Origin of the sequence: Curtobacterium poinsettiae, from assembly GCF_047226435.1 — a bacterium.
In the GTDB taxonomy this organism is placed as follows: domain Bacteria; phylum Actinomycetota; class Actinomycetes; order Actinomycetales; family Microbacteriaceae; genus Curtobacterium; species Curtobacterium poinsettiae.
On sequence record NZ_CP178434.1, the window covers coordinates 560,049 to 574,041 of the forward strand.

General features: G+C 68.8%; 16 protein-coding genes. 12 read left to right on the plus strand and 4 right to left on the minus strand.

The window, feature by feature from the left end; all coding sequences use genetic code 11:
- From ACL00U_RS02690 to ACL00U_RS02720, 7 genes are all read left to right on the plus strand, one after another.
- Positions 1-828 (plus strand): hypothetical protein, encoded by an 828-nt coding sequence (locus tag ACL00U_RS02690; RefSeq protein WP_017886296.1) that lies wholly within the window; start codon positions 1-3, stop codon positions 826-828.
- On the plus strand, positions 825-2,276 hold the full coding sequence (locus ACL00U_RS02695) for an oligosaccharide flippase family protein (RefSeq protein WP_412873781.1): 1,452 nt from the start codon (positions 825-827) through the stop codon (positions 2,274-2,276). Before ACL00U_RS02690 ends, ACL00U_RS02695 begins: the two co-directional genes overlap by 4 nt.
- Before the next feature lie 124 nt (positions 2,277-2,400).
- Positions 2,401-3,306 (plus strand): beta-1,6-N-acetylglucosaminyltransferase, encoded by a 906-nt coding sequence (locus ACL00U_RS02700; protein ID WP_017886294.1) that lies wholly within the window; start codon positions 2,401-2,403, stop codon positions 3,304-3,306.
- Positions 3,307-3,346: 40 nt separating this feature from the next.
- Positions 3,347-4,375 (plus strand): GDP-mannose 4,6-dehydratase, encoded by a 1,029-nt coding sequence (gene gmd / locus ACL00U_RS02705; RefSeq protein ID WP_017886293.1) that lies wholly within the window; start codon positions 3,347-3,349, stop codon positions 4,373-4,375.
- Positions 4,375-5,346: a GDP-L-fucose synthase family protein gene (locus ACL00U_RS02710; RefSeq protein WP_017886292.1), complete on the plus strand. Its 972-nt coding sequence runs from the start codon at positions 4,375-4,377 to the stop codon at positions 5,344-5,346. The genes gmd and ACL00U_RS02710 overlap by 1 nt, the downstream gene beginning before the upstream one ends.
- 35 nt (positions 5,347-5,381) lie before the next feature.
- On the plus strand, positions 5,382-7,202 hold the full coding sequence (locus ACL00U_RS02715) for a DUF4012 domain-containing protein (protein ID WP_017886291.1): 1,821 nt from the start codon (positions 5,382-5,384) through the stop codon (positions 7,200-7,202).
- Between the two features lie 379 nt (positions 7,203-7,581).
- Positions 7,582-8,145, plus strand: a complete 564-nt coding sequence (locus ACL00U_RS02720; protein WP_017886290.1) for a hypothetical protein — start codon at positions 7,582-7,584, stop codon at positions 8,143-8,145.
- 69 nt (positions 8,146-8,214) lie between these two features.
- Here the strand turns inward: ACL00U_RS02720 and ACL00U_RS02725 are convergent, their stop codons facing one another.
- A complete protein-coding gene (locus ACL00U_RS02725) occupies positions 8,215-8,679 on the minus strand; it encodes a VanZ family protein (RefSeq protein WP_017886289.1) in 465 nt (154 codons plus the stop codon).
- 259 nt (positions 8,680-8,938) lie between these two features.
- Between ACL00U_RS02725 and ACL00U_RS02730 the strand changes: the two genes are divergently transcribed.
- Together ACL00U_RS02730 and ACL00U_RS02735 are read left to right on the plus strand one after the other, a co-directional pair.
- Complete coding sequence (locus ACL00U_RS02730; RefSeq protein ID WP_412873782.1) at positions 8,939-9,268, plus strand: hypothetical protein; 330 nt, start codon at positions 8,939-8,941, stop codon at positions 9,266-9,268.
- A gap of 101 nt (positions 9,269-9,369) precedes the next feature.
- A complete protein-coding gene (locus ACL00U_RS02735) occupies positions 9,370-9,699 on the plus strand; it encodes a hypothetical protein (protein ID WP_214519769.1) in 330 nt (109 codons plus the stop codon).
- A gap of 105 nt (positions 9,700-9,804) precedes the next feature.
- Here the strand turns inward: ACL00U_RS02735 and ACL00U_RS02740 are convergent, their stop codons facing one another.
- From ACL00U_RS02740 to ACL00U_RS02750, 3 genes are read right to left on the minus strand one after another with little or no spacing between them, the layout of a single operon-like run.
- Positions 9,805-10,536 carry an SOS response-associated peptidase gene (locus ACL00U_RS02740; protein WP_262160530.1) on the minus strand — a complete coding sequence of 244 codons (732 nt, stop codon included), beginning with the start codon at positions 10,534-10,536 and terminating at the stop codon, positions 9,805-9,807.
- Between the two features lie 49 nt (positions 10,537-10,585).
- Positions 10,586-11,215, minus strand: a complete 630-nt coding sequence (locus ACL00U_RS02745) for a hypothetical protein (protein WP_263137116.1) — start codon at positions 11,213-11,215, stop codon at positions 10,586-10,588.
- Positions 11,216-11,218: 3 nt separating this feature from the next.
- Positions 11,219-11,914: a hypothetical protein gene (locus tag ACL00U_RS02750; RefSeq protein WP_140448313.1), complete on the minus strand. Its 696-nt coding sequence runs from the start codon at positions 11,912-11,914 to the stop codon at positions 11,219-11,221.
- A 253-nt stretch (positions 11,915-12,167) separates the two neighbouring features.
- On the opposite strand from ACL00U_RS02750, the gene ACL00U_RS02755 reads away from it, so the two are divergent.
- From ACL00U_RS02755 to ACL00U_RS02765, 3 genes are read left to right on the plus strand one after another with little or no spacing between them, the layout of a single operon-like run.
- Positions 12,168-12,593: an organic hydroperoxide resistance protein gene (locus ACL00U_RS02755; protein WP_017886283.1), complete on the plus strand. Its 426-nt coding sequence runs from the start codon at positions 12,168-12,170 to the stop codon at positions 12,591-12,593.
- 10 nt (positions 12,594-12,603) lie between these two features.
- On the plus strand, positions 12,604-12,990 hold the full coding sequence (locus tag ACL00U_RS02760; RefSeq protein ID WP_017886282.1) for a YchJ family protein: 387 nt from the start codon (positions 12,604-12,606) through the stop codon (positions 12,988-12,990).
- 34 nt (positions 12,991-13,024) lie between these two features.
- Positions 13,025-13,978, plus strand: coding sequence for an SDR family NAD(P)-dependent oxidoreductase (locus ACL00U_RS02765; RefSeq protein WP_412873783.1), 954 nt, complete (start codon positions 13,025-13,027; stop codon positions 13,976-13,978).
- The last annotated feature ends 15 nt before the right edge of the window (positions 13,979-13,993 follow it).

The following is a 13,993-nucleotide window of genomic DNA, read 5'->3' on the forward strand; positions in this document are numbered from 1 at the left end:
GTGCGCATCGATCCGTACCCCGATCTCGGCCATCAGCTGTCGACGTGGATCGCGGGTTACCTCTGGTCCGCCGATCTCGGGGTGCCGTACCTCGGCGGGGAAGTGACGAAGGACACGAAAGGGCTCTTCGACCTGGCGCAGCTGACTGCTGCCGCACCGTCCGAGAACGTGCTCGAGCATCGCCTCGCCGCTACTGGGTTCGAGACCGACGATTGGTCGCTTCACGCTCTCCAAGGATCGACGAGTCGTGCAGCACCTCGTTCGAGCCGTCCGTGGATCGGGCGCCTGGCGTTGGATCAGCGGCGCTGGGACCAAACGCCGGCTGCAGAACCGCTCCGACGCGCAGTCCTCGGGGGTTACCTCGGCGACCATCTCCAGAGCCTCGAGTCGAGTGCGGACTACATCGCTGTCCACGCTCGGCGCGGCGACATCGGCCCTCAGTCACATCCCGACCGCTGGATCGGTCTCGACTACTACGACCGCCTGATCAACGAGATCAGGGGCGTGCCAGCTCTCAGCAGCATGCCGATAAGGCTCTTCACATCGGGCGACGCTGCAGACCTGCGCGACCTGGAGCAAGTCGGAGTGTCGATCAGCGACGGAGGGGAGCGCGATCAGGACTTCATTGAGATCGCGGCAGCTCGGGTGGTCGTAGCGGCACCGAGTTCCTTCGGTTTCCTCGCCGCGCTCGTGTCGCGGGCTCCCGTCATCGCTCGGACCCCCTGGTGGCACCATGTGCCCGACTCCGGCCGCTGGCTTGCCTACCAGGAGGACAAGGGCCTCGATACCGCTCGTCTCGGCCGTCTGGTCGCGGGTGCCTCTTCGTGACGTCGAACGGGCGACGCCTCATGGCGGGGGCATCATGGGTCTACGGGCTGCAACTCCTCACCGTCGTCGTGCAACTCGGCTACGCGGCCCTCACGTCGAGGCTCGCTGCTCCCGGCGTCTTCGGTGCGTACAGCGTTGCGCTTTCCATCGCGGCACTCGTCAACCTCCTGGGTTCCGGTGGACTGTCGCAGACGGCCGCTCGTGCACCTGATGCGGAACGTTCGTCGACACGGCCCCTCGCGACCTACGCGCTGCTCCTCGGAGTGGCGGCGGCACTCTTCACCTTGGTCACAGCCGATCTCTGGAGCGCATTCTGGGGCGCTCCAGAGGCCGCCGGCGCAGTTCGTCTCCTCGCCTTGAGCGCGCTGGTGATGCCGTTCCTCAGCTTGAGCACGGGCCTCCTGCGCCGCCAGGGCGCTTTTCGTGAGATGGCGATCGCCACCTTCTGTTCCAACGTCGTCGGAATGGCCGCGGGTGCCGGAGCGGTGCTCCTCTTCCGAAGCCCGGAATCACTCGCCGTGTCGGCAATCATCGGACAGTGGGGGACCTTGCTCTGGGCGGGCACCCGGCTCCGCGGTGATCTCGTACCAGGCCGACTCGCCCTCCGGTCCGACAACGTCAGCTTCAGCACCAAGCTGGTCGCGGTCTCGGTCTTCCAGTACATCTCCGGCAACGCCCCTCGGTGGAGTGTCAGTCAGTTCGTCGGAGCCAGTGTGCTCGGGGCGTGGAACCGCGCTGATGTCCTCTCGACGATCCCGTTCTCGCAACTCCAGAACGCGTTGATGCAGGTGATCTACCCGGAATTCCGTCGTTACCAAATCGGCTCGTCGGCCGCGAGAGCCGCATGGCTCGACATGCTGAGCCTCGTTGCCTGGTTCACGTTGCCGTTGGGTGCAGTCATCGCTGGAGTGGGACCAGAACTCGTTCACGTGGCGTTGGGGCCGGGGTGGGGACTCGCAGCTCAGATCCTTCCTCTGCTCGCCGTTCTCGGAGCTGTCCAGCCCTTGATGGTGCTCCTGGCCGGTGCGCTCGAATCAGCGGCGCTGTTCCGGGCCATCTGGATGTCCGAGGCCATCGCATTCGTTCTCAGTGCCGTCGGGGTGGCGATGGTCGCAGTCCACCAGCAGTACGTCTTCGCCCTTGTGGCGCTCATCGCAGCGACGGTTGGGAGGCACGTGGTCCACATCCTCGCGGCCCGTCGAGTCCGAGCGATCCGTCTCCGGCGACTCGTGCTCGGATATGCCCAGCCCGCCGCATTCGCGCTCGTGCTCTACTTCGCGCTCCTCGCGCTCTTCCGCGACTCATCAGTCTCACTCGCAAACGTCGCCGGTGGGAGTGTCGGGCTCGTCCTCCTTGCAGGGTGGGTCCTCGTTGCGCGTCGAGCTTTCCCACCACTTGAGATCCTTCGGCGCCGGGGGATCTTGGGGCGTCGCGGCAAGGCCGCCTAGTGGGCCACCGAAGCCCGGTTCGACGGGTGACCGAGCCTTACCCTCGTACGGTAGATTCGGCCACTCAGGAGACGGGTCGCGCCGCGGCGTGGACCGGGTTTCCCTCCACCATGAAGGGTCGACAGTGAAGCCCATATTCCTCGTCTACACCTTCCAAGACGCGGAACACCTCCGGGAGCTCGTCGACGCCTTGTCACCGCACGAAGTGATCGTGCATGTCGATGCAAAGGTCGAACTGTCGGCGTTCAGGCGAGCTGTTGCGGGCAGGTCCAACGTCCGGATGATCGAGGACAGGGTCCAGGTCAACTGGGGCGGCTACTCGCAAGTGCGGGCCATCCGGAAACTCGTGGAGCGAGGTCTCGAATTCGCAGACGACGATGACTACCTGATCCTGCTCTCCGGGTCCGACTATCCCCTTCGCGCAATGGGCGAGCTGATCGCGCAGCTAGTGGACCACCCGGGGCGGCAGTACCTCCGTGCTTTCGAGATATCGAAGAGCGAGCAGAAGTACCGTAGCCAGATCGACCGCCGTCATCACCGCGACCTACGTCTTCTGTCGACGCGGACGAACAACAGGGTCCTCCGGAAGATCCGGAACGGACTCATACGGATCATCGACGGCCCCTTGAGCATGCGGCGGGCTCCGCGCGTGCCTGACGGACTTCGAGTGGGCCACGGTGGGACACACTTCGCGTTGACCGCCACCTGCCTTCGCGAGATGGAGGCGCTGGTGACGCCGGAGGTCGAGCGTTACTTCGCGTCGATCTTCTGTCCGGAGGAGAAGTTCTACCAATCGTTGATCATGCAAACGCGGTTCGCGTCGTCGACCCCAGCGGGTGGCTTCGAGGACTACGTCGGGCCAGGGAACTGGCGGTACGCCAACCTGCATCTGATTGATCCGACTCTCATCCGGGTGTTCACTGCGGAGGATTGGCCACTGGTGGCCTCCAACGACGCGTTCTTCATCCGCAAGATCGTGTCGGGCCCCAGTACGGCTTTGCGAGACAAAATCAAGGCGGAGCGGCTCTGAGCCGCACGTTCGAATCAACGACGTGAAGTAGAGGACCAAGTTGCGTAAGAAGGCCTTGATCACAGGCATCACCGGACAGGACGGCTCCTACCTGGCCGAGCTGCTGCTCCGCAAGGGGTACGAGGTGCACGGACTCATCCGTCGTGCGTCCACGTTCAACACATCGCGGATCGACCACCTGTACGTGGACCCGCACAACCCCGATGCCAAGTTGTTCCTGCACTACGGGGACCTCGGTGACGGTGCGCGGCTCGTCAGCCTGCTCAGCGAGCTGAAGCCCGACGAGGTCTACAACCTCGCCGCGCAGTCGCACGTGCGGGTGTCGTTCGACGAGCCGGAGCACACCGGCGACGTCACCGGTGTCGGCACGATGCGCATGCTCGAGGCGGTCCGCGTCTCCGGCATCCACACGCGCTTCTACCAGGCGTCCTCGTCCGAGATGTTCGGTGCCACCCCGCCGCCGCAGAACGAGGAGACGCCGTTCTGGCCGCGATCCCCGTACGGCGCAGCGAAGGTCTACAGCTACTGGGTGACCCGGAACTACCGCGAGGCCTACGGCATGTTCGCGGTGAACGGCATCCTGTTCAACCACGAGTCGCCGCGTCGCGGTGAGACGTTCGTCACCCGCAAGATCACCCGCGCCGTCGCTCGGATCAAGGCCGGCCTCGAGGACCACGTGTACCTCGGCAACCTCGACTCCGTCCGCGACTGGGGGTACGCCGCCGAGTACGTCGAGGGCATGTGGCGGATGCTGCAGGTCGACGAGCCGGACGACTTCGTCCTGGCGACCGGCGGTGACTTCACCGTCAAGGACTTCCTGACGACGGCGTTCTCCCACGCCGGGCTCAACTGGGAAGACCACGTCCGGTTCGACGAGCGCTACCTGCGGCCGAGCGAGGTGGACGCCCTCGTCGGTGACGCCTCGAAGGCCAAGGAGAAGCTCGGCTGGGAGGCCACGGTCGACACCGCCGAACTCGCACGGATCATGGTCGACGCCGACATCTCGGCGCTCGAGCACGAAGGCCGTCCGTGGATCGACAAAGTCCGACTCGAGAGCTGGGGTTCCTGATGTCCACGACCGACTTCACCCCCGGTCCAATCGACCGGTCCGATCGCGTGTACGTCGCCGGGCACCGCGGCCTGGTCGGCTCGGCGGTCCTCCGCAAGCTCGAGTCGGAGGGATTCACCGACCTGGTCGGGCGGACCTCGTCCGAGCTCGACCTGAAGGACCGCAGCGCCGTCTTCGCGTTCTTCGCGGAGCAGCAGCCGAAGCACGTCGTGCTCGCCGCCGCGAAGGTCGGCGGGATCATGGCGAACAACACCTACCCGCACGACTTCCTGAGCGAGAACCTGCAGATCCAGGTCAACGTGATGGACGCCGCGGTGGAGCACGGTGTCGAGCGCCTCGTGTTCCTCGGCTCCTCCTGCATCTACCCGAAGATGGCCGAGCAGCCGATCCACGAGGACGCGCTGCTCACCGGCCACCTGGAGCCCACCAACGACGCGTACGCCATCGCCAAGATCGCCGGCATCCTGCAGGTTCAGGCCGTCCGCCGACAGTTCGGTCGTCGGTGGATCTCGGCGATGCCGACCAACCTCTACGGCCCGGGCGACAACTTCTCGCCGACCGGCTCCCACGTGCTGCCGGCGCTCATCCGCCGGTACGACGAGGCAGCCCGCAGCGGTGCGTCGACGGTGGAGAACTGGGGGACCGGGTCGCCCCGCCGCGAGTTCCTGCACGTCGACGACATGGCGGCTGCCGTGTTCCACCTGATGGAGCACTACGACGGTCCTGACCAGGTCAACGTCGGGACCGGTTCGGACGTCACCATCAAGGAGATCGCCGAGACGATCGGCAAGATCGTCGGTTTCGAGGGTGAGACGGTCTGGGACACCAGCAAGCCGGACGGGACGCCGCAGAAGCTGCTCGACGTGTCGAAGCTGGCGGAAGCCGGGTGGACGGCGCAGATCGGGCTCGAAGACGGGCTCCGCAGCACCATCGACTGGTACCGCGAACACGCGGATTCCGTCCGTAAGTGATGGGTGCTGGACCCACGGAACCGTAGGATCGCTTCATGTCCGACCAGCCCGAGTCGCGACGCACTGCAGCACGCCGGGGGTCCAGGGCCCGGATCGTCCTGTGGGTCGTCCTCGCCCTTGTCCTGCTGCTGATCCTCGCCGTCGCGTGGGTCGGTGTGCGTGGCCTGCTCGCGAAGGGGCACCTGGAGCGTGCCGTCGGGGACGTCGACACGCTGCGGACCCAGCTGACGAGCGGCGACACCGGCGCTGCCCAGAAGACCGCACGCCACCTGGAGGACGAAGCCGCGTCGGCTCGGTCGCTGACCGGTGACCCGGTCTGGGGTGCGGCGCAGGCTGTGCCGTTCTTCGGAACCAACCTGCGGGCCGTGCGGGACGTGTCGGTCGTCGTCGATGATGTGGCCCGCGATGCTGTCAGCCCGGTGGCCGGAGTCGTCGGGAAGCTCGGGTCGGACTCGTTCGCGCCGAAGAACGGCCGGATCGACCTGCAGCCGATCGAGGATGCGCAGCCGGCGGTCGCGAAGGCCACCAAGACGCTCGAGCAGGCGCGCACCGACGCGGCACGGATCGACACCAGCGGAACCCTGTCGCCGGTCACCACCGCCGTGGGACAGCTCCGGAACGCGCTGTCGACTGCCTCCGAGCAGGCGGTCGCAGCGAACCGCATCGTGCAGCTCGCGCCAGCCATGCTCGGTCACGACGGGGACCGGAACTACCTGCTGCTGTTCCAGAACAACGCCGAACTCCGAGCCGGAGGCGGGATCCCCGGCGCAGTGGCGGAACTCGAGGCGAAGGACGGATCACTGCATCTGTCGGCGCAGGCCTCGAGCGGAGACTTCGGGCCGTACGACCAGCCAGTCCTGCCCTTGACCGCCGACACGCGTGGGCTCTACGGCAACATCACCGGCGAGTACATGCAGGACGTCACCCTCACGCCGCGGTTCGACGTCTCGGCGAAGCTCGCGCGGGAGATGTGGAAGCAGAAGTTCGGGCAGCAGGTCGACGGGGTCATCGCCATGGACCCGGTGACGCTGAGCTACATCCTCAAGGCGACCGGTCCGGTGCAGCTGCCGACCGGTGACACCCTGACGTCCGACAACGCGGTGAAGCTCCTGCTGAGCGACGTCTACGCGAAGTACCCCGATCCGGTGGTGCAGGACGCGTTCTTCGCGTCGGCCGCCGGCGCGGTGTTCGAGAAGATCTCGTCGGGCGGGTTCGACACGAAGGCGTTCGTGTCTGCGCTGACCCAGAGCTCGGACGAGGGCCGTCTGCGGCTCTGGAGCGCCGACAACGCCGAGCAGCGCAGGATCAGTGGGACCCCGGTCGCCGGTGAGCTCCCGACGGCGACCGCCGACTCGAGCCAGTTCGCCGTCTACCTGAACGACGGCACCGGCGCGAAGATGGACTACTACCTCGACAAGAGCGTCTCCGTCGGCAGCTCGGTGTGCCGCAAGGACGGTCGCCCCACGTCCGTCGTGCAGATCACGATCAAGAACACCGCGCCGGCCGATGCCGCGACGAGCCTGCCGCGGTACGTCACCGGTGGCGGCGACTTCGGCGTGGACCCCGGCAAGATCAAGACCCTGCTCGCCGCGTACGCGCCCGAGGACGCGATCTTCCTGGGCGCGACGAAGGACGGCAAGACGACCGCGGTGCAGACGGCCACCGACGGTGGGCACCCGGTCGCGCAACTGCAGACACTGCTCGCCCCCGGCGAGAGCCTGACCTTCCGGGTGGCCTTCCTCGGCGAGGCGAAGTACGCGAAGGCAGCCGTGCAGGCGAGTTCCACTCCAGGCGTCCAGCAGACGAAAACGAAGCCCCTGACGTTCGACTGTCAGCAGCCACTCGCCACTCGGTGACGGCAGAACCTCCGCAAAACGAACCGGCACGTTGCCCCCACTCCGAGGGGCGCCGGACGATCCTGTTCGAGCGCAAAGACTCTTGATCTCACGCACAGCGCACGTGTGTGGCGTCGCTCAGGCCGTCTCATCAGGGCTTTCGGTCGGTTGATGCCGGAATCGAGCGACCGCGCCGCTGCTCGTCCCGCCGATGTCGAGGGTGAACACACGTCGACCAGTGACCAAAATCCACGTGATCTGGCACCAAGCTGGGAAACTCCGCTAGATTGAGTCAACATCGCCATCACAACCGCCATTTCTTTGGCTGGGGTCAACCACCGGCGAACAGCGGGCTCTGGGTGTCAGGGTCTGGATATTCAGATCTTTAGGGGAACCATTCATGAAGAAGCTCATCGCAGCGGTGGTGCTGGCTGGCGCCGCACTGCTCGCCACTCCGGCCGTCGCCAACGCCGCCGGTTACACGCCTGACTCCGACGTCTCCGTCTCCGGCAGCGCCGTCGCCGGTGGCACCGCGGCCGTGAACTTCACGCCGGGTGCCTTCCAGGACAACGAGACCGTCAACGTCCAGGTCACCGGTGCCGGTGCGGTCACGCTCGGCGCGCTGCCGACCACGACCGTCTCGAAGACCTACACGGCCGCCTCGGATGGTTCGCTCGACGTCAAGGTCACGTTCCCCCAGGGCGCCTCGGGCACCTACAACCTGACCGCCACCGGCGCCACCTCGGGCGTCGTCGGCTTCGCGGCCTTCACCGTCGCCCCGGCTGACGCTGCTGCGGTTCCCGCAGCCGGCGCCGGCGCTGGCAACGGCACCGACGGCACGCTGGCCTTCACGGGTTCGACCGTCTCCGCCCTGGCCCTCTGGGTCGCCGGTGGCGCAGTCGTCCTCGGTGGTGGCCTCCTGCTGGTCCGCGGCTCGGTCCGCCGCCAGCGCGAGTCCGTCTGAGTCTCGACACACTGAACGAAGCCCCCGGAGCACCTGCTCCGGGGGCTTCTTCGTGCGCGGGGATCGTCGTCAGCGACGCCGGGCCGCACGGCTGAGGAGCAGCACGCCCGCCACGGCCCCCAGGAGCGCCCCCACGCCGTTCGCGACGACGTCGTCGATGGTCGCGGTGCGGGCCGGCAGGAACAGCGCCTGGCCGGTCTCGATGCACGCGCTGACGACGAGCCCCGTGGCGATGGCGGCCCACCACCACCGTGCACCGGCGAGCAGCACCACCAGCAGGCCGAGCGGCACGAAGTACACGACGTTCGCGAACGACTCGACCGCGGCGTAGTCGATGCGGTCCGGCAGCCCGTGACGGTGTGCGGCCGCGAGTGCACGGGTGAGCCACGGGCCGCCCGAAGCGTCGACGGGGGAGCCCCAGAAGCCGACGAGTGCCAGGGCGACGCCGTAGGCGACGGCCAACCCCGTCGCGAACCGACGGCTGCGCCAGGTGGCGGGTGCGCGGTCGTCGACGCGGGGCTTGTCGGAGGTCACATGCCGACGCTAGCGAGTCGCGCCTCCAGGCCGGTGACCGCACCGTTTCGTCCCCCGATCGCGTCGATCCGGAAAACGAGTACCCCGATCCTGGCCCTGTACCCCGGAAATGCGACGCACCTGCCCGGAAATCCGGGGCTGGCCGATGGGTTGCATTGACGGAACCCGTGAATCCACGGGCCTCGCTGGCGATCCCCGCGGCTGTTCTCGTAGCGTTCTGGTGTCAGCAGATGTACCCCGGATCGTGAAGGAGAGCGACATGAGCATCACCGTGAACAACGCGACGCAGGTCGAGGTCACCCTCGACACCGAAACCGTGGACACCATCGCGATCCTCGAAGCCGACGCAGAGTTCTCCTCGCGCCCGAAGCGCGCCAAGGTCACCTGGGTGCAGGAAGACCAGGGCGAGTGGATCGCCGGTTACGGCGGGTACTTCGGCGGCAGCGTCGACAAGCGGCACGACCGCTACGTGGCTTCCGACACCTTCGGACTCGTCGTGGGCGAGTTCTCCTCCCTCGAAGAGGCACAGACCAAGCTCGAGGACCAGCTGCACGTCATGCTCCCGCCGGTCATCCGGCCGGTCGAGTGACGACAGCGGACACCAAGACCCCCGGCGTCGACCGCGACGCCCGCACCACCCGGAACCACCGGCGCCACCCGGCACGCAGCACAGCACGAAGGAGCAGCACCATGAGCACGACCGTCGCCCACCGCCAGCAGGCCGAGGTGACCCTGGACACCCAGACGATCGAGGTCATCGCCGAGATCGAGGCCCAGGTCGTGGCTCCGGTGCAGGCAGCCCCCGTCCACATCACGTGGGCGCAGGCCGACACCGGCCTGTGGGTCGCGAACTACGGCGGCTACTACGGCGGCACCGTCGACCGTCAGGGCACCCACTTCTTCGTCGCCGACACCTTCGGCCAGTACGTCGGGGACTTCCGCTCCCTCGACGAAGCGAAGGCGCGGCTGACCGAGCGCCTGCACGTGGTGCTGCCGGACGTCATCCGTCCCACCGCTTGATCTGCTGCTGACCGATCGCTGATCCTCGAACCCCCGCCGGCATGCCGACGGGGGTTCTTCGCGTCTGCTTGCCAGCCCTGCCCTGCGCGCGCGGGGCGCAACCGCCTACGCGACGGGCTCGATGAGCTGCGGCCCGTCGTTCCGCACGCTGTTCACCATGCGGGAGACCTCGTACTGCGCAAGTCCCGCGGCCACCGTCAGCGACTCGTGGTCGAGCAGGGCCAGCAGGTCGTCGGTGTGCAGGTCGCCGCCGAGCCAGTCGTCGTAGCCGTCGGGCGTCAGGAACGCCGGCATGCGGTCGTGGACCTCGCCCGGAGCGACGTGGGCGTCACGGGTGATGATCGCGAGCGACAGCCGCCACTTGTCCGGGTCGCCCTCGGGCTTCGTGGGGTCGGGCCAGGCGCTCACGACGCCGGCCATCGCCAGGGCGCCGCCGGGTTCGTGCACGAAGTGGGGTTCCTTGCCGTCCTCGCGCACCACCCACTCGTAGTAGCCCTGCGCCGGGACGATGCAGCGGTTCGTGGCGAAGGCCCGCTTGAACATGCCGCTCGTCGCGACCGTCTCGATGCGCGCGTTGATCGGTTTCGGGCGCTGCTTCTGGAAGTCCTTCGCCCAGCTCGGCACGAAGCCCCAGCTGATCTGCGGCAGTTCGCGTTCGCCGTGGCGCTGGCGGACGGCGTACACGGGGTCGGTCGGGGCGACGTTCCAGCTCGGGGCGAGGCCGGGGTGCACCTCGCCGGTGTCCTGGTCGACGTGCTCGGTCCGGGCGGCGAGCTCGCCCATGAGCTCGGGCAACAGATCGGCTGTGGTGTCGGAGACGACGAACCTTCCACACATGCGCCCAGTGTGCCCGTCGCCGCCGACAGCGGTGCGGTGCCGTTCCTGCTCACGAAGTGGGGCGTGCGGGCGTCTCGGGTGCGGGCTCGAGGGACTCGGCGGCCACGCGGGCTCGTTCGGAGCGGCCGATGCGGACGAAGTACTCCGACAGCCCGACTGTGTACGCCGCGATCGCGAGCACGTGGAAACCGCTGGCGGCCCCGAGGACGAACGCCCCGAGGACGGCGACGAGACCCGAACCGAGCAACGGTGCGACGCGGGCGAGCATACCGATCAGCCCCCGCCGCAGCAGGACCGTGTCGGTGCGGACGATGTCGCGGTGCTCCGGCAGGACCGGCACCGGCCGACGCTGCACGTACAGCTGCGTGGCACCCCGCGCGGCGAGCTGCCACGAGGGCCGCACCTGCCGACCGTTGATCGTCGTCGAGGGGTCCGGCGGCTGCCACGTCGGGATGCACGCGAACGTCAGGAGCCCGACGCCGAGCGCCAGCAACACCATCGCGACCACGCTGCGGACCGGAGTGGTCCCCGTCCAGTCGACCCGGGCCTCCAGGATGGCCATGCCGACCAGCGCGACGACCGCTGCGACGCCGGACCACACGGCGGCGCGTCGGACGCGTGCCGGATCGAGCACGTCCGTGACGTGCCGACGGAAGACCTGCCAGCCGAGCGTGAACACGGCTCACTCCTCCGGCAGGGCGAGCTTGCTGCCGCTCCGCGCCCCGGGACGGCCGCGCGGTGGCAGGGGTGGAGGGACCGGCGGGAGCGCTTCGGCCTCGACGCGGAGCTGCTCCTGACGACCGAGGGTGCGCAGACCGCCGATGCCCGTGGTCGCGCCGGTGATGCCGAGGAAGAACCAGAACAGCGGCAAGCGGGACAAGCCGGTGCCGGCCGAGATCGCGGCGACGTCGACGATCACCACGGCGAGCAGGGTGGCCGCGCACCCGGTCAGGAGCAGGAGGCCGCCGAGCGCCGAGCGGACGAGCAGGTCGCGGGTCTCCGGAAGCCGGTCGAGGACGGCGTCGCGGTGCTTCGGGTCGACCGGGGGTGGGTTCCTGCGGTGGTACCGGGCAACGGCCTCCTGCGTGCGCCACCCGATGCCCGGGATCGGCGCGATCGCCCACCCCTTCGGCCCGGACGGCACGCAGGCGGCTGCGAGGCACCCGAAGCCCACGGACAGGAGCAGGCCGACGACGACCCTTCCGGCGAGTGGGAGCGGAGTGGCGTCGAACGCGTCCGTCGTCAGCGCGAGCACCACCAACCCGACGAACGCCACGACCACCGCGATGCTGCCGACGAGCCGGATGCGGCGGCGGCGCCGGGGGCCGACGAGTGCGGGGAGGCGCTCGCGGAACACCTGCCACCCGATCTTGAACACTCATCATGTCTACCCGGTGCTGGTGCGGGGTGTCTGCGCGCGCTTTGCGTTCAGTGAGCAGAAGACGTCGGGTGCTGGCGGGGACTCGACGTCTTCTGCTCACTCGATGCGCGGCGTCCCGCGCCCTCGCCCCGGCCGCGCCCGCACCCTCCCCACCCGGACACGCCCGAGCGCGCGCCGCCCGGAGTGACCGCGCCCGCGACGTGGTGCTGCCCCTCAGCGATCGTCCAGGCGAGCACGGTGACCTCGGACCATGAGTCTCGACATCGTCTACACCGCCGCTGCCCACGCCACCGGGGGCGGCCGCGACGGGCACGTCCGCAGCGAGGACGACCGGCTCGACCTCGACACCCGCCCGCCCAAGGAGATGGGCGGCAGCGGCGAGGGCACGAACCCCGAGCAGCTCTTCGCCGCCGGGTACGCCGCGTGCTTCCTCGGTGCGCTGCACGCCGCCGGCAAGGAGCTCGAGCTCGACACCACCGGCGCCGAGGTCTCCGCCGAGGTCGGCATCGGCGGCATCGGCAACGGGGGCTTCGGCCTCGCCGTGGAGCTCGACGTCTACGCCCCGAACGCCCCCCAGGAGCAGCGGCAGCGTCTGGCCGAGCGCGCGCACGAGATCTGCCCGTACTCGAACGCCACCCGCGGCAACATCACGGTCACGCTGTCCATCGTCGACTAGCGTTCCGCCGGTGGTCACCGACGAGACGCGCTGCCCCTGCCTGAGCGGCAACCCCTACGGCGAGTGCTGCGGCCCCCTGCACGCCGGGGCGGTGGCGCCGACCGCGGAACGGCTCATGCGCTCCCGCTTCAGCGCCTTCGCGCTGGGCCTGCCGGAGTACCTGCTGCTCACCTGGCACCCGCGCACGCGTCCGGCGGGCCTCGAGTTGGATGCGTCCCAGCGCTGGACACGGTTGGACGTGCTGGCGACCACCTCGGGAGGCCCGTTCGACTCCCACGGCACCGTCACGTTCCGCGCGTGGTGGCGTTCCGACGACGAGCGCGGCACGCTCGAGGAGACGAGCGACTTCGTCCGCGAGCAGGGACGATGGTTCTACGTGGACGGGGTCGTCGCCTGACGGCTCCGCACCACGCCAGCTGACAGGAGCCCACATGCCCGCACGCGACCTCACCCGCTTCGGCGAACGGACCACGGCCGCCGAGGTCGTCGACGGCCTCGACCTGACGGGGCGCACGGCGATCGTCACCGGTGCTGCGTCCGGCATCGGGGTGGAGACCGCCCGAGCACTCGCCGGAGCCGGGGCCCGCGTGACGCTCGCGGTGCGGGACGTCGAGGCCGGCCGACGGGTGGCGGACGACATCGCGCGGACGACGGGGACGGACGCACCGGCCGTCGTCGAGCTGCACCTGGACCGGCCGGCCTCCGTCGAGGCCTGCGCCGCAGCGTGGTCCGGGCCGCTCGACGTGCTCGTCGCCAACGCCGGCATCATGGACGCGCCCGAGTCGTACACGCCCGCCGGGTGGGAGTCGCACTTCGCGACCAACCACCTGGGGCACTTCGCCCTCGCGCTCGGGCTGCACGACGCCCTTGCCGCCTCGGGTTCGGCACGGATCGTCTCCGTGTCGTCGAGCGGACACGGTGGTTCGCCCGTCGTGTTCGACGACCTGTTCTTCCGCCGACGTCGCTACGAGCCCGGACTCGCGTACGGGCAGTCGAAGACCGCCAACGTCCTGTTCGCCGTCGCTGCCGGCCGACGGTGGGCCGCCGACGGCATCACCGCCAACGCCCTGATGCCCGGCGGGATCTGGACCGGGCTGCAGAAGCACTGGGACCCGGAGGTCCTGGCCGCCACGAAGCTCGCCGCGGCCGACGCCGTGAAGTCCCCGGAACAGGGAGCCGCGACCTCGGTCCTGCTCGCCACCGCACCCGAACTCGACGGGGTCACGGGTCGCTACTTCGAGGACTGCCACGAAGCAGCGGTGGTGGAGCGGATCGAGGACGGCCTGCACGGCGTGCTGCCCTGGGCGCTCGATCCCGACCAGGCCGATCGGCTGTGGGACGTCTCCGTCGCGCTGCTCGATGCCGAGGCGCGGTCCCGCGGCTGACCGAGGGCTGCCCGG